The organism is Priestia sp. J2 (genome assembly GCF_020790095.1).
Lineage (GTDB): Bacteria > Bacillota > Bacilli > Bacillales > Bacillaceae_H > Priestia > Priestia zanthoxyli.
Genome location: NZ_CP086208.1, coordinates 4,137,442 through 4,161,600 on the forward strand (window position 1 = coordinate 4,137,442; position 24,159 = coordinate 4,161,600).

Annotated in this window: 27 protein-coding genes; 2 read left to right on the plus strand and 25 right to left on the minus strand. The window is 38.0% G+C overall.

Annotation, left to right across the window (positions count from 1 at the left end; genetic code table 11):
* Positions 1-124: 124 nt before the first annotated feature.
* From LJY09_RS21380 to LJY09_RS21445, 14 genes are all read right to left on the minus strand, one after another.
* Entirely contained in the window at positions 125-907 is a 783-nt protein-coding gene (locus tag LJY09_RS21380; RefSeq protein WP_028411506.1) for a CheR family methyltransferase, read from the minus strand.
* A gap of 211 nt (positions 908-1,118) precedes the next feature.
* Positions 1,119-1,568, minus strand: a complete 450-nt coding sequence (gene ndk, locus LJY09_RS21385; protein ID WP_013059010.1) for a nucleoside-diphosphate kinase — start codon at positions 1,566-1,568, stop codon at positions 1,119-1,121.
* A gap of 115 nt (positions 1,569-1,683) precedes the next feature.
* Entirely contained in the window at positions 1,684-2,649 is a 966-nt protein-coding gene (gene hepT / locus LJY09_RS21390) for a heptaprenyl diphosphate synthase component II (RefSeq protein WP_028411507.1), read from the minus strand.
* Positions 2,650-2,730: 81 nt separating this feature from the next.
* Positions 2,731-3,435 (minus strand): demethylmenaquinone methyltransferase, encoded by a 705-nt coding sequence (locus LJY09_RS21395; RefSeq protein ID WP_013059012.1) that lies wholly within the window; start codon positions 3,433-3,435, stop codon positions 2,731-2,733.
* A 4-nt stretch (positions 3,436-3,439) separates the two neighbouring features.
* Positions 3,440-4,234 carry a heptaprenyl diphosphate synthase component 1 gene (locus tag LJY09_RS21400; RefSeq protein ID WP_028411508.1) on the minus strand — a complete coding sequence of 265 codons (795 nt, stop codon included), beginning with the start codon at positions 4,232-4,234 and terminating at the stop codon, positions 3,440-3,442.
* 278 nt (positions 4,235-4,512) lie between these two features.
* A complete protein-coding gene (gene mtrB, locus LJY09_RS21405; protein WP_028411509.1) occupies positions 4,513-4,743 on the minus strand; it encodes a trp RNA-binding attenuation protein MtrB in 231 nt (76 codons plus the stop codon).
* 25 nt (positions 4,744-4,768) lie between these two features.
* Positions 4,769-5,335 carry a GTP cyclohydrolase I FolE gene (gene folE, locus LJY09_RS21410; RefSeq protein ID WP_013059015.1) on the minus strand — a complete coding sequence of 189 codons (567 nt, stop codon included), beginning with the start codon at positions 5,333-5,335 and terminating at the stop codon, positions 4,769-4,771.
* Between the two features lie 148 nt (positions 5,336-5,483).
* Positions 5,484-5,756 (minus strand): HU family DNA-binding protein, encoded by a 273-nt coding sequence (locus LJY09_RS21415; protein WP_013059016.1) that lies wholly within the window; start codon positions 5,754-5,756, stop codon positions 5,484-5,486.
* A gap of 373 nt (positions 5,757-6,129) precedes the next feature.
* On the minus strand, positions 6,130-7,608 hold the full coding sequence (spoIVA, locus tag LJY09_RS21420; protein WP_013059017.1) for a stage IV sporulation protein A: 1,479 nt from the start codon (positions 7,606-7,608) through the stop codon (positions 6,130-6,132).
* Positions 7,609-7,837: 229 nt separating this feature from the next.
* Positions 7,838-8,560, minus strand: a complete 723-nt coding sequence (locus LJY09_RS21425) for a hypothetical protein (RefSeq protein ID WP_028411510.1) — start codon at positions 8,558-8,560, stop codon at positions 7,838-7,840.
* Between the two features lie 24 nt (positions 8,561-8,584).
* Positions 8,585-8,788 (minus strand): DUF2768 domain-containing protein, encoded by a 204-nt coding sequence (locus LJY09_RS21430; RefSeq protein WP_028411511.1) that lies wholly within the window; start codon positions 8,786-8,788, stop codon positions 8,585-8,587.
* A 315-nt stretch (positions 8,789-9,103) separates the two neighbouring features.
* Positions 9,104-10,135 carry an NAD(P)H-dependent glycerol-3-phosphate dehydrogenase gene (locus LJY09_RS21435; RefSeq protein WP_013059021.1) on the minus strand — a complete coding sequence of 344 codons (1,032 nt, stop codon included), beginning with the start codon at positions 10,133-10,135 and terminating at the stop codon, positions 9,104-9,106.
* Positions 10,136-10,152: 17 nt separating this feature from the next.
* On the minus strand, positions 10,153-11,463 hold the full coding sequence (gene der / locus LJY09_RS21440) for a ribosome biogenesis GTPase Der (protein ID WP_028411512.1): 1,311 nt from the start codon (positions 11,461-11,463) through the stop codon (positions 10,153-10,155).
* 297 nt (positions 11,464-11,760) lie between these two features.
* The gene (locus tag LJY09_RS21445; RefSeq protein ID WP_028411513.1) at positions 11,761-12,366 is read right to left on the minus strand and encodes a YphA family membrane protein; all 606 of its coding nucleotides are present in this window, start codon (positions 12,364-12,366) and stop codon (positions 11,761-11,763) included.
* A 120-nt stretch (positions 12,367-12,486) separates the two neighbouring features.
* Here LJY09_RS21445 and LJY09_RS21450 point away from each other — a divergent pair, with 120 nt between their 5' ends.
* Positions 12,487-12,624 (plus strand): YpzI family protein, encoded by a 138-nt coding sequence (locus tag LJY09_RS21450; RefSeq protein ID WP_013059024.1) that lies wholly within the window; start codon positions 12,487-12,489, stop codon positions 12,622-12,624.
* Between the two features lie 30 nt (positions 12,625-12,654).
* Here LJY09_RS21450 and LJY09_RS21455 read toward each other — a convergent pair whose 3' ends face one another.
* From LJY09_RS21455 to prsW, 10 genes are all read right to left on the minus strand, one after another.
* Complete coding sequence (locus LJY09_RS21455; protein WP_028411514.1) at positions 12,655-13,869, minus strand: MFS transporter; 1,215 nt, start codon at positions 13,867-13,869, stop codon at positions 12,655-12,657.
* Between the two features lie 179 nt (positions 13,870-14,048).
* A complete protein-coding gene (gene fni, locus LJY09_RS21460) occupies positions 14,049-15,098 on the minus strand; it encodes a type 2 isopentenyl-diphosphate Delta-isomerase (RefSeq protein ID WP_028411515.1) in 1,050 nt (349 codons plus the stop codon).
* Between the two features lie 16 nt (positions 15,099-15,114).
* Positions 15,115-16,251 (minus strand): 30S ribosomal protein S1, encoded by a 1,137-nt coding sequence (gene rpsA, locus LJY09_RS21465; RefSeq protein WP_028410732.1) that lies wholly within the window; start codon positions 16,249-16,251, stop codon positions 15,115-15,117.
* 162 nt (positions 16,252-16,413) lie between these two features.
* Entirely contained in the window at positions 16,414-17,001 is a 588-nt protein-coding gene (locus LJY09_RS21470; RefSeq protein WP_228307423.1) for a lysophospholipid acyltransferase family protein, read from the minus strand.
* Positions 16,998-17,672 carry a (d)CMP kinase gene (cmk, locus tag LJY09_RS21475; RefSeq protein ID WP_028411517.1) on the minus strand — a complete coding sequence of 225 codons (675 nt, stop codon included), beginning with the start codon at positions 17,670-17,672 and terminating at the stop codon, positions 16,998-17,000. The genes LJY09_RS21470 and cmk overlap by 4 nt, the downstream gene beginning before the upstream one ends.
* 162 nt (positions 17,673-17,834) lie before the next feature.
* Positions 17,835-18,011 carry a YpfB family protein gene (locus tag LJY09_RS21480; protein ID WP_013059030.1) on the minus strand — a complete coding sequence of 59 codons (177 nt, stop codon included), beginning with the start codon at positions 18,009-18,011 and terminating at the stop codon, positions 17,835-17,837.
* 68 nt (positions 18,012-18,079) lie between these two features.
* The gene (locus tag LJY09_RS21485) at positions 18,080-18,745 is read right to left on the minus strand and encodes a flagellar brake protein (RefSeq protein WP_028411518.1); all 666 of its coding nucleotides are present in this window, start codon (positions 18,743-18,745) and stop codon (positions 18,080-18,082) included.
* Positions 18,746-18,898: 153 nt separating this feature from the next.
* Positions 18,899-20,248 carry a germination protein YpeB gene (ypeB, locus tag LJY09_RS21490; protein ID WP_014458333.1) on the minus strand — a complete coding sequence of 450 codons (1,350 nt, stop codon included), beginning with the start codon at positions 20,246-20,248 and terminating at the stop codon, positions 18,899-18,901.
* A 17-nt stretch (positions 20,249-20,265) separates the two neighbouring features.
* The gene (gene sleB / locus LJY09_RS21495) at positions 20,266-21,198 is read right to left on the minus strand and encodes a spore cortex-lytic enzyme (RefSeq protein ID WP_028411519.1); all 933 of its coding nucleotides are present in this window, start codon (positions 21,196-21,198) and stop codon (positions 20,266-20,268) included.
* A gap of 145 nt (positions 21,199-21,343) precedes the next feature.
* Positions 21,344-21,994: a glutamic-type intramembrane protease PrsW gene (prsW, locus tag LJY09_RS21500; protein WP_028411520.1), complete on the minus strand. Its 651-nt coding sequence runs from the start codon at positions 21,992-21,994 to the stop codon at positions 21,344-21,346.
* 198 nt (positions 21,995-22,192) lie between these two features.
* On the opposite strand from prsW, the gene LJY09_RS21505 reads away from it, so the two are divergent.
* Positions 22,193-23,164 carry an asparaginase gene (locus LJY09_RS21505; RefSeq protein WP_099331262.1) on the plus strand — a complete coding sequence of 324 codons (972 nt, stop codon included), beginning with the start codon at positions 22,193-22,195 and terminating at the stop codon, positions 23,162-23,164.
* A 19-nt stretch (positions 23,165-23,183) separates the two neighbouring features.
* Here LJY09_RS21505 and LJY09_RS21510 read toward each other — a convergent pair whose 3' ends face one another.
* A complete protein-coding gene (locus LJY09_RS21510; protein WP_099331263.1) occupies positions 23,184-24,155 on the minus strand; it encodes a YpdA family putative bacillithiol disulfide reductase in 972 nt (323 codons plus the stop codon).
* Between the last annotated feature and the right edge of the window lie 4 nt (positions 24,156-24,159).

Genomic DNA, 24,159 nt, shown 5'->3' on the forward strand with positions numbered 1-24,159 from the left:
CCGCTTAATATGTATTATTCGTCAGAATTTTTCCATTTTTAAATATGACTATACCATACTATAACATAAGAATATATAAAAAGTTTCACCTCAGCTTGTAAGAAATCGCTTCAGGTTATCTCAATTAAATGGTCTTTACTTTTCTGTAAAAAAACGTATCAGCCGTTTCAAACCCATACTTTTGCGGAGTGAAAATCTGCTCTGTGCTCCCTACAAATAAGATGCCTCCAGGTGCTAAAGCTCTGCTAAACTTTTCATATAAAGCATGCTTTGCTTCATCGGTAAAATAAATAAGCACGTTTCGACAAACAATCAAGTCAACGTTTTTAGGAAAAGAGTCTGACAGTAAGTTATGTTTTTGAAAAATAACTGTTTTTTTGATTTTTTCATCTAATAAGTACCCGGTTCCTCTTTGTTGAAAGTACTTATTTTTCATCGAAACAGGCATTTCCTGAAGTGAACGTTCATCATAAAAGCCTATTTTTGCTTTTTCTATTACTTTTTCATCCAGATCGGTCGCCAATATAGAAATACGCGAAAGCGGAAAAAATGTTGATAAAACCATCGCTAGTGTATACGGCTCTTCCCCTGTTGAACAGGCAGCGCTCCACACTTTCAGATCTGTTTTTCCTTTTACAAGAGTCGGTAAAATTTTTTGCTCCAATATATCCCACCGCTGATAGTTGCGATAAAACTCTGACACGTTAATCGTCATCCGATCTAAAAACTCCTCAAGCAGTTCGTTGTTACTGTTCATTGCTCGATAATATTCAAAAAAACTAGAAAAACCTTTTTTTTCATACAGCGAGGTGAGGCGGCGGTGCATTTGAGACTGCTTATATAGTGATAAATCAATGCCTGTTTTTGTTTTTATTTTCTCCACAAACGCGTCGTATTCATCTATCATTTTTGACTCTCCTTTCTCATTCCTATACGTTTATGTTAGACGTATAAAGAAATAAAACCTTTATATACGCTTATCTTCTTATTAATATATCGGAATACATTATGAAAATGTTTATGCGGGGAAATCTTTGCACTTAATAGCCTAGAAGGCTGTTTATACACACAATAAAAAAGACGAATGAAAATTCATTCGTCTTTTTGCGCTATCTAAATTAGTAAATCCAAGCGTCTGCGTCTTTTTTATAGAAAGTCAGCTCTTCACTTTCAAAGAATAAGCTGATTTCACGCTCCGCACTTTCTGGTGAATCTGAGCCGTGAATAATATTCTTATCCACAATCAGTCCATAATCACCTCGAATAGTTCCAGGAAGCGCTTCTTGAGGGTTAGTTTTCCCCACCATTTGACGTGATACTGAAATCACGTTTTCACCTTCCCATACCATAGCAAAAACTGGACCTGATGTGATAAATTTCACTAACTCACCGAAGAAAGGTTTCTCTTTATGTTCACCATAGTGTGTTTCAGCTAATTCCTGCGAAATATGCATAAGCTTAGCTCCAACTAATTGAAAACCTTTTTTCTCAAAGCGAGAAATAACCTCACCAATAATGCTTCTTTGTACCCCGTCTGGTTTGACCATTAAAAACGTTTTTTGTATCATTTTACTCTCCACCCCTGAAGTTCATGATATGTAAACAAGTTTTGAAAGCGCAATCACACCTCATGAAGATATTAACATTGTTTCGAGCAGTTTACAACTTATGAAAGTAAATAAATCAAAATTTCCGTTTTCCAATGTACTTCGCAATTTGATGCAGCGTTTTTTTCGCCTTGTTTGGCGGCAGTTCTTCTAAAATGCTCATCGCTTTTTGCAGATAACGATCGCTCATCTCAAATGAACGTTCAATGGCGTTAGAAGATTTAATATCAGAAATAATTTCATCGATCAGCTCTTGCTCATATTCCCTCTCGAAAAGCTGTTCTACTTTATCTCGAAACTCAGCATTTTCAATGGCATACAAAACTGGCAGCGTAATATTTCCTTGCAGTAAGTCGCTGCCAACTGGTTTCCCAAGCTGTTCTTCTGATGAGATAAAATCTAAAATGTCATCCGTAATTTGAAATGACATTCCCACGTAATATCCAAACCAAAATAAACGTTTATGTATATCTTCAGGAGCTCCCGCTGCAATTGCGCCTAACTGACAGCTTGCAGCAATTAGCAGTGCCGTTTTACGTTTAATTCTACGCAGATACACGCGTAAGTTTTGGTTTAGGTTGTATTTGTCCTTAATCTGTTCAATTTCACCGAGCGTTAATTCCACCATCGTATTAGATAAAATTTTATGTGCTTCCACATCTTTAACCTCACTCATAACTTCAAGTGCACGAGCAAAGATGTAATCCCCTGTATACATAGCAATACGATTGTCCCATTTTGCCTTAATTGTTGGTTTTCCCCGTCGCTTATCAGCGTCATCAATAACATCATCATGAACAAGAGACGCCATATGAATCAGCTCAAGCGCTACTGCCACATGTTTGATTTGGTCGATATTGTAATGCCCAAATTTAGCTGCCAACAAAACAAATACAGGGCGAATTCGTTTCCCCCCTGCTTGTAAAAGGTGAAGAGAAGCATCTGTGATAAGTGTTTCATCGGTATGAACAGTTTGTTCAAGTTCTTTCTCAATAAGGGTAATATCCGTATTCAAAAAAGCGTACATCATTTTTAGTTTCATTGGACTCACCTTGCATTATATATTCATTCTTTACTCCTTATCCTACAGGCTGTTGCACCTGTAGGACAAGCTTTTTCTCTTTTATCGTTTGTACCCTAGATGCATCGCCGCTACTCCACCTGTGTAAGATTTCACTTCAACATCTGTCAAACCGGCTTCACGGAACATATCAGCCAATTGCTTTTGACCTGGAAAGTCCCTAGCTGACTCTTGAAGCCATGAATATTCATCATAGCTTTTAGCGACCATCTTTCCAAGCGCAGGCATAATATACTTAAAATAAAGCAAGTACATTTGTCGGTAACCAATCATCGTTGGCTGAGACGTTTCAAGGCAAACCACTTTTCCGCCAGGTTTCACGACGCGCTGCATTTCCTTTAAAACTTGAAGGTAATCGGGCACGTTGCGCAGTCCGAATCCAATCGTTACATAGTCAAATGAATTATCTTCAAAAGGAAGCTCCATTGCATTGCCATGTAGTAAAGTAATATTTGAAAAAGGTGAGTTTTTTACTTTCTCTTCACCAATCTTTAGCATATTTTGACTAAAATCCAGGCCAACTGCCTCTCCTGTTTCTCCAACTGCTTCAGCCATAGCTAGCGTCCAATCCGCAGTTCCGCAACAAACATCTAAAGCTTTTGTTCCTTTTTGAACATTCATTCGCTTCATCGTATCTTTGCGCCATGCCTTATGACGCTGAAAACTAATAACAGAATTCATTTGATCATAATTTTTGTATATTTTTTCAAATACGCCATGGACACGCTGTTCTTTTGATTGCTGCATATCTCTATCCTTCTCCTACGACATTTTTCAACACTTCTAAGCTAGATGTAAGTTCATCTAAGTGCTCTCTTAAAAACTCATTCATCGCAAATTCACTTCGTAAGTACCCTCTAACAATATCTACAGACTGTTGAGTATACGAATAAAGGTATTCTTTTATTTGTTCTTGATTCATGCCAATTTGTTTGCAATAGTTTAGCAAGAGAGTAGGCTCTTTATGCTGTAATGACTTTAATTGCTTTAATATCCCATTCAAATACGCTGCATGTTTTAAAAGTTCTTTCCACTCTTCACGTTCAAAATAGTCACATAAGCATCTTACAAACGATGATTCTGCTGCTAAAAAACTATTCATAACGTCGTGTGGATTAGTAGAGCGATTGTTATAAATGTGTATCTTAGCGATATTAATTTCTTTAATAGCAGATGCTATAACTTTCATTAAATTCAGCTGGCTGCTTTGAGCTAAATAGTAATAGTACAGGCCGCTGTAATAATCTCCGGCCAAAACTACCAGCTGCCTCTCATGCAGCTTCCCTTCATTTCCGCTAACATTTTGAGTGGAGACTAGATCGTGGGTATCAAGTGCGGTTTGAACGAGCATCACAGATAGCACAGAGCTGTTCTTTTTTTCTTCTTCCATTGAAAGAGTATCTAAGAACGAACACATGTACAGTAATCTATTTTCATCAATACGCGGATGATGAATATATTTTTTTACATATGGATGACTTAATTCAACATGAAGCTGTTCTTTCATGTTGGCCACAATATCATAGATGGTTTTTACGCTCATCATCCTTGTCTCCCTTTCCATCACTATTTGTTTAAAGTTCTTTTAACTCCAAATCGATAGTGTCAATTATAACATAATTACATTATAAAATATCCTTTAAATTCTTTTGAAGCTTTTTCACGGTTTAAATCCTTTAGCTGCTCATCCGCTTGAACACCGTTCATCTACATACCATCTTGATTTCTTAGACAGTAATTTAAGATATTGCTTTTAGTTTCACCATGTTTTTCCTGTTCTTATTCATTTATTTTAAATATAAATAAAAGCAGGAAAATCCCTGCTTATTTTTTCGTATCGGATTCAATTTCTCCGTGAACAGTCTGAACGACGGCTTTGCCACGAATTTTAATTGCGGATGTATGCTCAGTAAACTGCGCAATCATCACTTCGCCTTTATCTAGTTTTTCTGAATGATGAAATCGCGTATCTGCTCCTCGCGTTAAGCCAATTACGTTAACTCCATCTTCGACCGCTTTAATGACAATATACTCTGGCGTTCCTTTTTGTGTCATATTCTCTTCTCCTTCATCATCCACATTATGATTTGATCAATGATAAAACTTCAGCTCTAGAACTTGCATCGTGTTCTAACACTCCACGCACAGCAGAAGTAATTGTCATAGCCCCAGGCTTTTTAATGCCTCGCATGGTCATACACATGTGCTCTGCTTCCACTACTACCATTACCCCGTGCGGCTCTAATGTTTCTACAATAGAATCCGCCACTGTAGATGTAATTCTCTCCTGAAGCTGAGGACGTTTCGCAACAGCTTCTACCGCTCTTGCCAGCTTACTTAAACCGGTCACTCGTCCGCCTTTTGGAATATACGCAACATGAGCTTTTCCGTAAAAAGGCACTAAGTGGTGTTCACACATAGAGTAAAAAGGAATATCTTTTACAAGCACTAGCTCTTCATGATCTTCTCCAAAAACTGTTTTAAAATGCTCTTTTGGATCTTCATTCAACCCGGAAAAGACTTCCTCATACATTTTAGCTACTCGCTTTGGTGTATCTAATAATCCTTCACGGTTTGGATCTTCGCCAATTGCTTCTAAAATTAGTCTCACAGCTTGTTCGATCTGTGGTTTATTTACAGATGACATGTTGTTGCCCTCCAATTCGTTGCATTACGACTTTATGAAAAAAATTCTAGCATATGTATATACCAAAGGCAAAAAAGAAAGGTCGCAAATGTGCGACCTTTCAAAGCTCTTCATCAACGGCTATGAATAAAGCCATTTTATGTAGATATTATTTTACAGCATCTTTAAGAGCTTTACCTGGTTTGAATGCAGGAACTTTGCTAGCAGGAATTTCGATTTCTTCGCCAGTTTGTGGATTGCGTCCTTTACGAGCAGCACGTTCACGTACTTCGAAGTTACCAAAACCGATAAGTTGAACTTTGTCCTCAGCTTTTAAAGCTTCTAAAATTGTATCGAAAACAGCATCAACTGCTTTTGTAGCATCCTTTTTTGAAAGCTCACTTGCTTCTGCAACAGCATTAATTAATTCTGTCTTGTTCATGCCATTCACCTCCTCCCAAAATCGGATCATATAATAACTAAAAACCTTGTTAGAAAAGGAATCTAGTAATTCGTTATATCTCATTCTTTAACAAAACAAATGGATATTATACATAACCTATGTATCGACAAGCCTAATCATAAACGATTGAACTAAATAATTCAATGTTTTTCATTCGTCTGCCGTATGTATGTAGTGAAAACAGTATGATCGATCGATTTCTGTTAAAAGATTAACATATTGAACAAGGCATAGCAAGCAGAAAATAACGCAGGAATAGGATAACCACGCGATCTATCACAATATATGTAAAGTTTTGTATGATCTATCCAAAAAGAAGAGGCTCCTTTATGAGGAGCCTAACGTTATATTCTTATAAAATAATCGCGATTAAACCTCCAGATCCTTCGTTAATAATCCGTTCTAGCGTTTCTTTTAACTTATATCGCGCATTTTCAGGCATCAGCGACAGCTTTCCTTGAATCCCTTCTCTTACAATTGAACTTAGAGAGCGGCCAAATATATCTGAATTCCAAATTGAAAGCGGATCATCTTCAAAGTCTTGCATCAAATAACGAACTAATTCTTCGCTTTGCTTCTCCGTTCCGATAATCGGCGCAAATTCTGATTCTACATCCACTTTAATCATGTGTATAGAAGGTGCCACTGCTTTTAAACGAACTCCAAAACGCGATCCTTGGCGAATAATTTCAGGTTCATCAAGGCTCATATCTGAAAGCGAAGGTGCAGCTACACCATAACCCGTTTGCTTAACCATGCGAAGTGCATCAGAGACTTGATCATACTCGGTTTTTGCATGCACAAAGTCTTGCATTAACTGCAGCAAATGATCTCTTCCGCGAATTTCTACTCCCACGATTTCTTTCAAAATCTGATCATATAAGTCATCTGGAGCGTATAAGTCAATTTCGGCAATCCCCTGCCCCATCTCAATTCCGGCTAATCGAGCCTGATCGATAAACTCAAACTGGCTAAATTGCTCTACTACCCGTTCAACGTCTCTCAGTCTCTTAATATCTTTTACCGTTTCTTTAACGGCTTCTTGATAGCTTTCACGCAGCCAATGTTTATCTTTTAAAACCATTACCCAGCTTGGTAGATTAACGTTGACTTCTAATACAGGGAACTCGTATAGTGCTTCTCTTAATACATTCATCACATCAGTATCGCGCATGCTTTCCACACTCATCGCTAATACTGGGATATCATATTTTTCATTAAGCTTTGCACGAAGCTTTTCTGTATCGGGATGATATGGCTGTACGGTATTAATAACCATGATAAAGGGTTTGCCTACTTCTTTTAGCTCATTAATGACGCGCTCTTCTGCTTCCACATAATCTTGACGAGGTATATCTCCAATTGAGCCATCTGTTGTAATGACGACACCAATCGTTGAGTGTTCTTGAATGACCTTTCTCGTTCCAATTTCAGCCGCTTCGTGAAATGGAATTGGTTCTTCATACCAAGGTGTATTGATCATTCGAGGTCCATTTTCATCTTCGTACCCTTTAGCGCCTGGCACTGTATATCCTACACAATCTACTAACCGTATGTTAACTTCTAGCCCGTCATCTACCAAAACATTGACTGCTTGATTCGGTACGAATTTCGGCTCAGTTGTCATAATCGTTTTTCCAGCTGCACTTTGTGGTAGTTCATCTTGTGTGCGAGCTCTTTCTGCCTCGTTCTCGATGTGAGGCAGGACCACCAGCTCCATAAACTTTTTAATAAATGTAGATTTTCCTGTTCGAACTGCTCCCACCACACCTAAATATATATCGCCTCCTGTACGTTCAGCGATATCTTTAAATACATCCACCTTTTCCAAAAGATCCCCTCCGATCTATGAGTTCATGGAATATGACATCCATTGCGAGAGTAAATTAGGACACTATATAGTTATGACGTTGTCCTATTAAAATATGACTTTTGATAGAAAAATTTATGATTTTTTTCATGCACATGCTGACTTAGTCATTCTGATTTTCATTATTGGTGTACAAGAAAGAGAAAACCCCTTCTCTCTGAATATTATTCAAGGAGAAGGGGTTCATGACTTATTTTTTAAAAAATATTGGTTCATTCTTATCGTTAACTGTATAAGGAAGAGAGTAAGCAGGTACAAAATCACTGTTTTCCACAAGGAGCTTTCGGATATCTTCACCCGGTTTGTAGGAGCTTTTATGCTTTTGAATGGCATCATACAAATCAGGACGATAATCTACAAATACATCTCCCTGCCCATTAACAATTAAAGAAAGACTATTCCCTGTATACGGGCTAGTAACGACAGGGGGTTCTTTCATATTCAATTTCTTATAGTTAATAGAGAATACGCCGGGAGCGATGACGTCTTTAAACGGTACGTATCCTTTATGGTTTTGACGGTATATATTCAAATGTACATTAACATCTTGAATCGTATCCGCCATCCGTAAGTCTAATAATTTAACCGTGGGCTTTGTTTCTGCATCCACAAGCACGTACGCAAATATCCCTCCGCTTTCATACGAATTCCCAGGTGCGTCTTGCATGTATCTAGGAACAATTTTCGTAAAGTCAATCGGATATTTTTGATAAATCGGCGTGTCCATATCTTTCGTTTTTATCGGCAATAAGCCTCCGCTTTCTTCTTTAAATTGATCAACGGCCGTTTGTACGGAAGCAACTTGATCTTTATAAGGAACTTGATTTTGAGACATTCTTTCCGTCGGGTACAAACAACCGGATAATACAAAAATGGTTAACCCAACAATAGACGTTAGCATGAATTTTTTCATTTTCCTCACCCTACCATATGTACATTAAGCATCTGTCGGACCACTGAATACAACAATTACCATAATAAGACCTGCTACAATCATGAGCGAATAGGCAATGAAAGCGAGTACAATTTTACCAACGCGGTTCGTGATTTTATAACGACTAAAGTAAATAGAAAATACCGCAATAAACATAAATACAATGGAACCCAATGAAATCCACATCTTTAACAAACCTGGCGACAAATTGCATCCACTCCTTTTTTCACCGTTATTATAACATAAGGACTTATAGTTAAGATGGATATTAATAGAACATTCTAAATTTAATATTTATTTACCTTCCATTGATTTACGCTCTATAGTAATTACTTTCCTATTAAATTGACAAATTCCTGCTTTTTCACATAAAAAAAATCGAAGCGAAGGGGGCTCTTCGCTTCGACCGTAACTAAATATTCCCATACTAACAGTTCTACTCATCTTTATTTACACGTTATTTTATGCAAGTAAATGATTTTGGGTATCACCAATTGCCTATTTTTTCATATTTCTTTGCACTTAATTTAATTTTTCTCCTAAAACATTCGCTAAATCTTCCATTTCATGTGTTTTAGTACGAGACATAAGCGCGTCTACTGCATCTTTTGCCTTCACATCATTAAACAGTACATTATATAAAGCATCAGCAATCGGCATTTTTACGTCGTATTTTTGAGATAGCTGGTAAGCTGCTTTCGTCGTGCGTACACCTTCTACAACCATTCCCATATTTTCTAATACTTCGTCTAAATTTTTGCCTTTTCCAAGAAGATTACCAGCGCGCCAATTTCGAGAATGAACGCTTGTACACGTTACAATCAAGTCTCCAATCCCGGTTAAACCTGAGAACGTCAGAGGATTTGCGCCAAGCACCGTACCTAAACGAGCGATTTCAGCTAAGCCACGAGTCATAAGAGCGGCCTTCGCATTGTCACCATATCCAAGTCCATCCGTGATACCAGCAGCAAGAGCAATAATATTTTTTAACGCTCCCCCAATTTCCACACCAATCACATCAGGATTTGTATAAACACGGAAGTACTGTTGATTATTAAATAAATCCTGCACTTTTTCTGCTGCTTGTATATTTGTTGAAGCTGACGTCACGGTTGTCGGCTGCCTTCTACTTACTTCTTCAGCATGACTCGGACCTGATAAGACAACGATGTCTTTTGTATCAATTTCTTGTTGAATCATTTGAGATATACGTAAAAGAGAATCCGGTTCAATTCCTTTACTTACGTGAACAATTGTAAACAGTTCATCGGTAAGGGATTTTAGCTGTTGCAACACTTCACGAATGGCCTTCGTTGGAACAGCTAAAATAAGGGTTTCAACACCCTCTATTGCCTTTTCTAATGACGTAAAACCTTTAATCTGATGAGGAAGCTCTACACCAGGCAGATATTTTTCATTCTGATGCGTCTCGTTGATTTGATCAATGACTTGTTGTCTATGTCCCCAAATGCGAACATCGTGTCCATTTTCCGCCAATACGAAAGCTAATGCAGTTCCCCAACTCCCTGCTCCTAGTACAGCTATTCTTTCCACGCCGATCACATCCTCTGTTATTTTCTTGGTCTTGCAATAATTTTAATTGGAGTTCCTTCGAATCCAAAAGCTTCACGAAGCTTATTTTCTAAGAAACGTTTATATGAAAAATGCATTAGCTCAGGATCATTTACAAACACAACAAAAGTTGGCGGCTTGATTGCTACTTGAGTTGTGTAATAGATTTTTAAGCGGTTGCCGTTGTGAGTAGGCGTAGGGTTCATTGCTACTGCATCCATAATTACATCGTTTAAGATGCTTGTTTCTACACGTACAGCATGGCTTTCGCTTGCAAGATCAATCATTGGCAATAGGGTATGCGTACGTTTTTTCGTTTTAGCTGAAAGGAATACAATTGGAGCATATGTTAAGAACTGAAAATGCTCGCGTATATTTTCTTCAAATTTTTTCATTGTTTTTTCATCTTTTTCTACTGTATCCCATTTGTTCACAACAATGACGACAGCTTTTCCAGCTTCTTGTGCATAGCCAGCAATTTTCTTATCTTGTTCAATAATACCCTCTTCAGCATTTAATACAATTAAGACAACGTCTGAGCGTTCAATTGCCTTTAATGCGCGAAGTACGCTGTATTTTTCAGTACTCTCGTACACTTTTCCACGCTTTCTCATTCCAGCTGTATCAATAACAACATATTCTTGATCTTCTTTTGTAAACTTCGTATCGATGGCATCGCGTGTCGTGCCGGCAAGATCACTGACAATAACACGGTCTTCACCTAGAAGAGCATTAACTAATGAAGATTTCCCTACGTTAGGACGACCAATCAATGAAAATTTAATGACGTCTTCTCCGTAATCTTCGTCTTTTTCTTTTGGAAAGTGCTTAGCTGCCTCGTCTAGCAGGTCACCTAAACCTAAACCATGCGTTCCTGAGATTGGGAACGGTTCTCCATATCCTAGTGCGTAGAAATCATAGATTAATTCTCTCATTTCAGGATTATCTACTTTATTAACGGCTAGGACGACGGGCTTTTTGGATTTGTATAAAATTTTCGCCACTTCTTCATCAGCTGCAGTAATTCCATCGCGTCCATTCACTAGAAAAATGATTACGTCCGCTTCATCAATTGCAATTTCTGCTTGCTGTTTGATCTGTTCTAAAAATGGCTCATCTCCAATATCAATACCACCAGTATCAATAATGTTAAAGTCCAAATTCAGCCACTCACCTGAACTATAGATACGATCACGAGTTACACCCGGAATATCTTCTACAATAGATACTCGCTCTCCTACAATTCGGTTGAAAATTGTTGATTTTCCTACGTTGGGACGACCAACAATCGCAATAATTGGTTTTGGCATACGATTCTTCCCTTTCCTTGATCTTTTTTATGTATCGGCAACCAGTCTTTAATCGACTAAAGGTATTTATCTACATGTACAAATAAATAAGATCATTCTTTTTTCAAAAATCGAGGCCATGCAGCGTGGCATGACCTCTACTAATCGATCATAAGCGATAAAGCAGGATTTTTATCAGCTCTTTCTTATACTGAACTGATTAACTGCCTATCCGCTGAATAAGCATTACTCTTTCAATCAAACAATTTTATCAAAAATCACCGGTAACAACAATATAATTTTACGAAATCTCTTCTTCTATTTGTAAGTACTTTGCTTTTGCCTGTGAGACTTCAGCACGTACAAATCTAAATAAGCAGAGAAATAAACCAGCATCTCCCAAATAAACATCGCTCCTACTGCTGTGGCTAAAACGTCGAGTGTACGAAGAGACCCTATTTCATAAGATGCGATATCCCGAATGACAACTGCATATAAAAAGTCTCCTCCAACTACACCTAAAATGATTGCTGCGAATCTTTTTTCAGCATCTTTAACCACCATAAAGCAAATATATAAGATAAGTCCAGTCAAAATCCACTTACGATCAATAAAAATCCAGACAGGATCATAGAGCTCAAGTAAACAAAAACTAGCATAGGCAATTATTATAATGCCGCATACAATAACATAATATAACTGCTGAAATCGGCTGTAGCCTGAAGCATACACACACGCTACTCCCACTAAAAACAAAGCGGTGTAGCTACATGAAAACTGAGTCATATGCATGTTCATTCCGCTTAGGAGTATACTGATTAATATAATGGCTGCTACCTTCCAACGCCTAGCTGTTTTGGGCATAAGAAAAGTCGCAACAATCCATCCCATCCACGAAAGCCAATAAAAGAAAATTCCGTCCACTGAATATGGCACCTCCCCTATCTGTCATCAGTATGTATCAATTTTGGAAAACTTAATCGGAGTTTTAGAATAGAACCGCTTATTTTGGACAACCTATCAGAAAAAAGGAGGGAATATAAAATGGGAAAAGATCGTCAAGAGAAAAAATTAAAGGAATCAAAACGAGTTGAATCTGACCGTGATCAAGGACTTCACTATCCGGGAGCAACTAGCTTGCAAAGTCCTGAAGAAGCGCGCGAGTTAAATGAGCATAAATAAAAAAATGCGCTGACTAAGTCAGCGCATTTTTTATTTTAAAACTGGATGTGAAACAGGATAGGAACGTTCTTTCTTTCCTGTAAACAAAAAGAGAACTCCTCCCACTAACAATAGTGCTCCTGACAAATAAAATCCGAATTCCATACTTCCAAGTTTATCTGCAAAATATCCGGTAATGTAAGGTGCAAAGATCGATGACAGCATGCCGCTGAAGTTAAAAAAACCGTACACTTTAGAGTACATGGAAGAGGGAGTAATATCCGCCATATACGAAATTAAAATCGGATCTAATGCTAATTTCCCTATCAGACCGTACACAATTAAGCCGATTAATAGCCAAGAATAACTCTCTGTATAGGGAATAAAAAATTGACATAAAGCGCCCGCTACTGACAAACTCACAATTAATGCTTTTTTATTTGCAATTCGATCCGATATATAACCAAAGAAGATTGCTCCCGGAATAGACGCCCACGGTACTAAAGATGCTATGATGCCTGTTTGAGACCCTTCTAAGCCGCGCGAGTGCTGCAAATAATAAGGAAGCCACGTCAGCATCCCAAAAAATCCGTAAAGAGAGCAGAAGATTAAAATGTATACGAAAATATGATTTTTTGTAAATAATACTTTTAGCGACTGCTTTGTTTCTTTATTTAGCGAATTTTTTTCTTGATCCCTTTGCTTATCTTTTACAAAGAAAGCTATTAAAATAGCTATTACTATAGTCGGAATAGCAAATAAGTAAAAAGTAAACTGCCAGTCTTTTTCTAACGTATATGTAATGTATGTAGAACCGATAAAACCAAGCGATATACCAAAAGCCATTCCACTATTGATGAGCGCAGACACTAGACCTCGGTATCGTTCAGACGTGATGCTTGAAGAAATTCCGTATTGTGAACCATAATACGTTCCTTCTCCAAGTCCTGTCAGCGCCCGCATGAGCAAGAACATACCGAAAGTAGTCGTAAGTCCTGTAAAGAATGTGGCAACTCCAAACAAAATGTATCCAGCCACTAAGATCTTAACGCGACCAAATCGATCTGCCAAAAAACCCGTTGGAATCTGCATAGCTGCATACGCTGCAAAAAATACGGTAGACATTAGCCCAAGTTCAGCTTTATTAAGATCCCACTGCGCACCGATATCTCCCATAACTGGAGATAAAATATTACGATCTGCATACATGAAAACCCAGCCTAAAAAGAAAAGAAAAATTGTAAATATAGGATGTCCCTTTTTCATTACGCCACCTCTTTTTTCTGATTTTTCTGTTTATTTAACTTATTATAAGTGGCTAACGTTTGGGATTTCATGCTTTTTGTCACTTCTTCTGCCAATATTTTTTGTTTTTTTAAATGAAAACGCGATCATTCATCTTCTAAGGAAATAAAAAAGCAAGCAGTTAACTGCTTGCTTTTTTATCATCTGTTATTAAATGTTTCTATAGATACATTTCGCTGAGTCAGCCAGCTATGGGTATCCCCTGTAATAACTAGAGGCATTTGCTGAAGCTTAGCAATAGAAGTTGCTCCTAATGCAGCCATGATAAACGTTAACTCCTCATGCAGCTCGGCTATCTCTTCTACGACTGCTTCTAAACCAGACTTCATTAAAATGGATAGAAAATATCCTGCCATTCCCGTTGCAGAAGCTCCTAACGCAATGGACTTAGCAACATCCATAGAGGTTTGAATACCTCCTGAACCAATAATGGATATACCTTCTACGTGCTGAGATACTTCCGCTAAAGAAGCTGCTGTGGAAATTCCCCAATCATTAAAGAAGTGAAAATGTTTTGCTCGTCTTTCATTTTCGATTTTCGAAAAATTGGTACCACCGTACCCACCAATATCAACGATTTCAACACCAACATCTTTAAGTTTTTGCACTGCTTGAGCGCTCATCCCAAAACCTACTTCTTTGACAATTACAGGAACGGTTACTTCTCGGACAATTCGTTCAATACGACGTAATGCATCGGTAAAATCACGATCTCCCTCTGGCATGACCAGTTCTTGTATAACATTTAAATGAATTTGAAGTCCATTTGCTTCAAGCATATCAACCGCTTTTTTAGCTTGTTCAACTGTAGCTTCACTGCCTAGGTTGGCAAAAATAATTCCGTTAGGGTTTTCTTGACGCACTACTCTGTATGATTGTTCTTCCTTTTCATCTTTAATCGCAGCCATCTGCGATCCAACGGCCATTGCTAATTGACCATGATGAGCAATTTGAGCAAACGAACGGTTAATCCGTTCCGTTTCTTGTCCGCCTCCACCCGTCATAGCATTTATAAAAATTGGCGAACTTAACAAAAGTTCGCCAATTTTTGTATCAATATGAACATCGTGCACGCCTGTATTTGGTAAGCTATTATGAACGAAGCGAATATCATCTAGCCCGTGCAGCCGATGCTGTCCCGTTTGAATCGCATGATGAATGTGATCAATTTTACGTTTTGCTCTGCTCACAAATCATCACCATTACTTATCTTAATTTTTTTAATTGATCCCCAATCATATCACCTAATTGGAAGCCTTTTGACTCTTCTTGTAATTCATAGTCACCGTAATCTTCTTGCTCTTCTTCCTCAAGGTCACGAATGCTTAACGAAACGCGTCGTTCTTGTTCATTCACATCAAGTACTTTTACCGTCACTTTTTCGCCTTCAGAAAGCACTTCATGCGGTGTCCCGATATGCTTATGTGAAATTTGAGAAATGTGTACAAGTCCTTCTACTCCAGGTAGAACTTCCACAAAAGCTCCAAAAGATACAAGTCTTTTAACAGTTCCATCTACTACATCACCTTGGCGAAGCTTCGTAGAAATGTTGGACCATGGACCTTCTAACGTATCTTTAATAGATAATGAAACACGACCCGTTGATTTGTCAACAGATAATACTTTGACTTTCACAGTATCTCCCTCAGCTACTACGTCTGAAGGCTTTTCTACACGCGTATGTGAAAGCTGAGAGATATGCACTAGCCCATCTACTCCGCCTACATCTACAAACGCACCAAAGTCTGTTAAGCGCTGAACGGTTCCTTCTAAAACCTGACCTTCTTTTAATGACTCAAGAACATTTTCTTTTTGTTGTACAAGCTCTTCTTCTACAACTGCACGATGCGAAAGGATCACGCGATTTTTTTCTTTATCTAATTCCACTACTTTGACTGTAAGAGTTTGATCTTGATATTCTGCGAAATCATCAACGAAATGAGTTTCAACAAGAGAAGCTGGAATGAACCCTCTTACACCAATATCTACTACTAATCCGCCTTTGACAATTTCTTTGACTACCGCTTCAAACACTTCACCTGAAGAAAGTTTTGCTTCTAAACCGTCCCATGCTTTTTCAGCATCTACAGCCCGTTTAGATAACACAAGCACATCGTCTTCCACTTTAATTACTTTCGCTTCGACTTCGGCACCTTCTTGGATTACATCCCCTGCTTTTTCAATATGTAAGCTCGCTAATTCACTAATTGGAATAATACCGTCTAGTTTGCTGTTAGGCACATCTACATACACTTGCTTTTCTTCTACTTTTGTAATAGTACCTTTTACTGTTTCTCCTACTTCTAATGACGTTACCTCTACTTGATTCATATCTTCTGTCATCGTCTTTTCCTCCTCCAATATCCATCTACAATATGTATTCCCTTGTAAGAGTTCTTCACTCTTTTAGCTCATCATTATTGTATATAGCTCTGTATAGAAAAAACTCTCTTTGTTACTAACTTCTAATAAATAGAATCTTTTGTCAAGTCATAAGGTTACAAACTATTGATATTTTTCAATTAATTCACCAATGCTTTTCATAATAGCTTCGGTTACTTCCTCGGCTGATGCCTTTCGTTCACGAAGTTCATCCATCTGAATTGGCGGTCCGTACACTACTTTTAACCTTGCAAAACGCTTATATGGACCAATAACAGCACAAGGAACAACAGCTGCTTTTGAACGCAAAGCAAAAAAGCCTACTCCAGCCATTCCTTTTCCTAATTTTCCATCTTTACTTCTTGTTCCTTCTGGAAATAATCCAAGCACTTTTCCTTCTTTTAAAATCTTTAACCCTTGGCGCAAAGCTTCACGATCTGCCATCCCCCGCTTTACAGGGAACGTTTCTAACTTTGGCAGAACCGTCTTCAGAAAAGGTGCTTTAAACAGCTCTGCTTTTGCCATAAACGAAATAGGCCTTGGACATGTCACACCTACCGTAGGCGGATCTAAGTTGTCAATATGATTTGAACAAAGCAAAACTCCGCCTTCTGAAGGGATATTTTCTGCACCGATTACTTCATAACGATAAACTGGTGTTAAAATACCTTTTACAATGCCACGTGCAAACATATAAAAGCTCAAAATCATCCAATCCTTTCGTTTGTAATAGAAAGTATTTTTTCTACAACTCCTTCAATCGATAAGGAAGTTGTATCGATTTCAATTGCATCTTCAGCTTTTTTAAGAGGTGCTACTTCACGCTCAGAATCCAGCTTGTCTCTGCGGGCAATTTCTTCTTTTAAACGCTCTAAATTTGATTCAAAACCTTTTTTTATGTTTTCATCATGGCGTCGCTGTGCTCTTTCATCCACAGACGCTAATAAAAAGATTTTAACTTCTGCCTGAGGAAGCACGTGTGTACCGATATCACGTCCATCCATTACAACGCCTCCATCTTTAGCAAGGCCCTGCTGTCTCGCTACCATCTCTTCACGAACTGCACGATGTTTCGCTACAATGGATACAGAGTTAGTTACTTCTGCGGAACGAATTTCACTTGTAACATTCTGTCCATTTAAGATGACTACCTGCCCAGATTCAGACGGTTTTAAATCGATTACTGTTTCATTAAGCAAATGCAATAGCTCTTCTTCATTTTGCAAATCCACCTGGTTTTTCTGCGCTTGATACGTTAGAGCACGATACATCGCTCCTGTATCAACATAAATATATGATAAGGTTTCTGCTATAATCTTTGCCACTGTACTTTTCCCAGCAGCTGCAGGACCGTCAATCGCGATTGAAATTTGTTTTTCCATAAGTGCCTCCCTTAATTTCAAAACAGGAACAAACCACTTTCATCTTTTATACAATGAGCCATTTTATATGAAACGTTTATAAACGAAAAAAAGAGCAGGGGGTCTTCTCCTGCCTGGTGTTCACTGCATGTTTCTTTCCTAGTTATTCTACCATACGTCCGACTACTGGTCGAATGTTTCAATAATTTTATTAAAATTATTTTTGCTAACTCCCTCATACTGAATGACCTTTGAGAAATATGTACTGTGACTGCTAGATAGTAAAATACATTGGGCAATTATTAAAAACACAAATTGAATAACCACTAATTTAATTAAAATTCGTTCTATTCGATTCATCTTTTTCTCCTTTTGTAAGAAGTAATACCTTTGCTTACAGTTTAGGAAAGAGAAGTTTTTTTTATACGCTAAAGAAGACCTTTTCTCCTTAGGTCGAGCTGACGCTTTAAGGTATAACGAATCATCATTTCTTTCGTTTGTTTTTCCATGTCCATAAATTTAATAGATAGCTGACCTACTTTACAGGAAGTCGGGGCGGTAATTCGTACAACTTCCCCTTTTAATTCAAGATGCTGCAAAGTTCCCTCACGATTAGGAAGACTTAATCGTACAACAACGGAATCTTTCTCATTAAAAAGCAGCGAATGATGGAAGGAGCCGGCTACTCCACCTGCACTGATGTTTTTAGTCATGATTTCCATTACGGCCTGCTGTTCTTGTTCACTTTTTATCACCGCCTTCACTGTAAGCGGCACACGGAAAAAATTTCTTCTTTGGATAGATTTTAACTTTTTATCGCCCGGGTAAAAGAGTTTTACTACAGGCATGCCTTTTATTTCGCGTCCTGTTACTTCAGTTGGAAAGGTATATACATTTTGATTATATCCAATAAACGTAGCCAGCAATTTTGTACCTTTTAGTAAAAAAGCACTTCGCTGCGTTTCTTCATTTAGCGGATAGCTAATATAAATCACGTCTTCCGTAAACTCAACTACCTTACATCGATACGTTTGTTGTAAGGTAGACTCTCTGTGCCCGCTCTCTAACGTCAACCTCATTCCCGCTTTTATCATCTTCTCTCTCCTTCAGTTCCACTATATACACTTTTTCCCTTTATTTAAACATAGTCAAATATATTTATTTTGTAAATAAAAATTAGTCATTTAGACTCAAAAAACTTATACAATACAAAAAAACCGGTGTCTATAGACACCGGTTTCTCAGCTTTATACTTCATTATATAAAGGTTCTGAGTTTTGCAGTTTTTCGACTTTCTCTTCAAAACCCGTATCGGCATTGATAAAAATACGATACGTATCATTTTTAATTGTCCCTAAAAACTCATAGCATAGCACTTCTTCGTTTAAATCATTTGTAATAATTGCCAAGCGGTCTTCCATCACTTTTACATTCGAGTTCAGCTTGGTTTTTGCCTGTTCTTTCGAAATTTTAGGTTTTGGAATATCTCTTGTACGATGTTTTAATAAGAAGTCTTTAGCTGAGAAGCCAATCACAGATCCATCTTCTAAAGACATTTTCATTTTAACTGAATCCGGATAAATCCGAACTCCACTTTCCGTTTGCTCTACGAATGTAAAGACTCCCATGTTATCGTATTGAGCGCTTTCAGCCATCACTAGGCTTTCAAAACGATGATCTTTTAAAAACTTAGTCGCTTTGTTCATAGCATCGTTTAAACTAATATTTTGTTTTTTAATATCTCGATCTTCGAGCACCCAAAGCGGATATCCACCTTTTTGGGTAATATCCATATACGTCTCTTGTTTAGTCTTTGGATCTGTAATGGTTAAGCTGTACACCTCATAATCGGCATCTTTTCCGCTCTTTACAATATGAATTTGTTCATTTCCTTTTAAATTCAAAAACGAACGCGCCACTTGTTTGGCAACATCTTCACTAACTTCTCTACCTTTTAATTGATGAAAAGCGTTTTTTTCCTGTTCATTCGTTGCATTCATAACACCTAAATCTGTTTCGGCAAAAGAATCCATACTTTTTTCAACGGTTTTTAATCCGTCAATAATCGTATTGTCCCCTTGCTTTTCTTTTGTGGCTAGAGCTAGCTCAACATCCATCCAGCGCAAGTTATTATCAATGACTAGATGCTGTACTTGGCGCATTTCATTTTGAATTTCGCCTGACTGATCATAAAGCGAATTTAACGTTTTATACTCTTTATCTGTTAGGGGAGATTTGCTTAAATCCCTTACCGCCACTTTGTACGTAAAGTCACCAACATCTGAAAGAAACTCTTCTGTTTTATTGAACGGTAAAAGCGATAAAGGCAGCTGTCCTACATTGTTATGAGCTTCAGAAGTTAAACGCCATACTTCTGCAAGCGCGGGCGAAAGCTGATCTCTCGAACTCATGGCAAGCGTGCCACCGATTTTATCATTTAATAAATCTAGCTGATATGACAAATCATGAAATGCTCGTTGATACGTATTCTCCGCTTGAAGCAGCACAGCATCTTTTTCTTGATGTTCGCTGTACCCCCAATACCCTACACCTACAACACCAATAGCTAATAATACAATTAAAATTGTTCGAATCATGTTTCCTTCACCTCTCTTTATCGACAGAAAATGTGTTTCCCGATTTGCTTAATTTGAGGACGTGACCAAATCCATGCGCTTGTTGCTGTATCCGGATTAAAGTAATAAATAGCATTCCCAGTAGGATCCCATCCGTTAATCGCATCCATAACCGCTTTTTTAGATGTTGGATTGGGTTCAAGCCAAATTTGCCCATCTGCTACGGCAGTAAATGCACGCGGTTCAAAAATAACTCCAGCGACTGTATTTGGAAATGACGGACTGTTAACTCGGTTTAAAATAACGGCCGCTACGGCTACTTGGCCATTATATGGTTCACCCCGTGCTTCACCATGCACAGCATTTGCCATGAGCTGAATATCATTTTGTGAAAACCCGCTCGGTACATTCACCGCTGTTGGCTTTTGTGCTTTTTCTTTCTGTTGTTCAGAATTTCCTTTAGACGTATTACGCTGCGGCTGACTGGCAGGTTTTTTTGCTTGAGAAGATCCGCTTTGTGCTTTTTGCTGACCATTGTTCCCGCTGCTTTTTCCACTGCTACCGCTTCCTTTAGACTGCTGATCAAGAGGCTTACCGCCATAGTGCGTAAACTTATTGCCTTTTCTAATTTGATTTTTCACATAGCTTTCGTGATATTTTGTTGCGTTAGCTAATTTAATCTTTGTTTGCCAGCCTGCTAAACCGTCAATCTTTTTAATGCCAAATTCATATTGAAAATTGCGCAGTGCCCAGTATGTGCTCCATCCAAATACACCGTCAATTTTCCCGTTATAATAACCTAAATACTGAAGTCTCGACTGCAGCTCAATAACGTCATCTCCAACTGCTCCGTGTTGAATGACTTGATTTGAAAACGCGTGAGCGGCCTTTGGACTCACAACGGACGCTGCAATAAATGAACATATGCATATGAGACATGCATACTTTTTAAAACATCGAAATGATAACATGACAAAACCTCCTACATCGTATGTAACTGATAAGATGATAGGAGTATTTTTTGTAAAGGTTGTTTTTTTATACAAGATGCGCAAAATTTACCGAAATGAAAAAACTCAGCTCGTAAATCTCTCAAAAAAGATTTACAAGCTGAGCCTAGACAATCGATGGCTGTTTGGCCTTTTTTACTTTTCTTAATGCCAGCCACCATAAATAAATCATAAATGGAATAATAATAAATACCCAATGATCCATTGTTTTTAAAATATAATCATATGTTCCATGTAAAATGAGCGGCGCAAATACGGAATACAGCGTCCACTTCGTTTTTTCCTTTCCTTCAGAAAACTTTGCTTTCCCTAAATAATACCCCATAATGACGCCGAATAAAGCATGACTAGATACGGGTAAAATGGCTCTTCCTAGCGCTGATTCTAAACCATTTGCAAATAAATATAAAATATTTTCAACGGTAGCAAAACCTAATGAAACAGCTGCCCCGTAAACAATTCCATCGTAATGCTCATCAAATTCCACATGCTGATAAATCGTGAAATATAAAATGAACCATTTGAAAAATTCTTCTAAAAAGCTTGTCGTAAAAAATGCTTCAAGAAAAGGTGATTGAAAAACGTGTTCTTCACCAAATACATATTGAATAAACATAATTGGCAAAACAAGCATTGCTCCAAAAATAAATGTTTTTAATACCATTGAAATAGGCTCAGTTTCATATTCATCTTTCAAATAAAAAAAACTTAACAATGCCAATCCTGGCGCAATGCCTGCAGATACAATCGCCAACATAAATAGCGCCTCATCTCCTCTATTTTTTTTAATAGTAACATGTTATCTTTAGGATGAAAATCTCCGTCTATAATGTCCTTATCTTTATATGTAAATGCTCACATAACTTGCTGTCGATTTACAAAGCCTAACAAAGACCTTAAACAAGTATACCAAAAAATGTATCATACTTATACGAAAAATTGAAAGGAGCTCTCTATGAAAACTGTTTATATTCTTCACACCGGCGGCACAATCTCGATGAAAGAAGACATGGAAACTGGAGCGGTAGCACCAGATATTCAAAACCCGCTTCACCGCTCAACATCATCTGTTTCAGGTATGGCCAATGTAATCGTAGAAGAAGCATTTCATCTGCCTTCTCCTCATATTACTCCTAAGGAAATGCTTATACTTTCAAAAAAAATACGCGATAAAATTAATGAAGGCAAAATTGATGCAGTCGTGTTAACCCACGGCACGGACACGCTGGAAGAAACCGCTTATTTTTTAGATTTAACCGTGCATACAGATATTCCAATTGTCTTAACTGGAGCTATGAGATCAAGCAATGAAATCGGTTCAGACGGTCCTTATAATTTTATATCTGCGGTTCGGGTGGCTATTAGTGACGGGGCAAAAGGAAAAGGTGTCTTAGTTGTGATGAACGATGAAATTCATACCGCTGAAAATGTGACCAAGACCCACACAAGCAACGTGGCGACATTTCAAAGCCCTCAGTACGGGCCAATAGGATTAATCACAAAACGCGGCGTATCTTTTCACCACATGCCTACAGAACATGAATTTTATCCTGTTAATCAAATAGATAAACAAATCACTTTATTAAAAGCTTATGCAGGAATGGACGACCATTTATTTCAAGCAGTGGCTTCAATGAATGTTGACGGACTTATAATTGAAGCCCTCGGTCAAGGAAATCTGCCTCCTCTCACCATTCCAGGAATTCAATTGCTTTTGAAGCGAAAGATACCCATCGTGCTCGTTTCTCGCTGTTTTAATGGAATTGCTCAAGATGTATATGGGTATGAAGGCGGTGGCAAGCTGTTAAAAGAGATGGGCGTTATTTTTTCAAATGGCTTAAATGGTCCTAAAGCACGCATTAAACTGTTGGTTGCTCTCCAAGTAACAACGAATCATGATGAGCTGCAGCAGCTATTTAATCATTAGTAAAACAACGCATAGAAGCCTATGCGTTGTTTTTGTTGATAATATGAGAAGCGATTGATTTCCCATGAAAACGTCCATTTTCAATAAAAATCTCATTAGCATTGTTTCCTGCAGCAATCACACCAGCGATATAAATTCCTTCCACGTTTGTTTCCATCGTCTCTTCGTTAAAAGAAGGGCGGCCTGTTTCATCATCTAATTCCACACCCATTTTTGTTAAAAACGAGTGATCAGGGTGATAGCCAGTCATGGCAAAAACAAAATCGTTACTAATCGTAAATTCTTTCCCTTCCTGCTCATATGTTACCGCTTCATCCGTTATCTTTGTTACATGAGCGTTAAAATGCATCCCAATCGTTCCATTTCGAACCAGCGCTTCAAATTCAGGCAATATCCAAGGTTTTACGCTAGGGGAGTAATCTGAGCCACGATAAATAACCGTCACCCTTGCATCACACTTCACCAATTCCAGAGCTGCATCGACGCTAGAGTTTTTTCCGCCTATAACGACTACATCTTTATCAAAATACGGATGCGCTTCTTTGAAATAATGAAATACCTTTGATAAATCTTCACCAGGAACATTCATATAATTAGGATGATCGTAATAGCCCGTAGCTATAATGACATTCTCCGCTTCATATGTCTCTTTGGATGTTGTGACAATAATTTGGTTTTCCGCTTGTTTGTCTACCTGCAAGACACGTTCAAACGGCTGAATTCGAACTTGCTTGCGCTTCACCACTTCTCGGTAGTAAGCAAGAGCTTGGTTGCGCACAGGCTTACGATTTTCGGTAATAAAAGGGACATCCCCAATTTCTAGTTTTTCACTTGAACTAAAAAACGTTTGGTGGGTCGGATAGTTATAAATTGCATTCACAATATTGCCTTTTTCAATTACAAGGGCATCAATACCTGTATGTTGAAGCTCAATAGCTGCTGAAAGCCCGCATGGTCCTCCGCCAACAATAATTACTTTTTCTTTCTTCATGCCT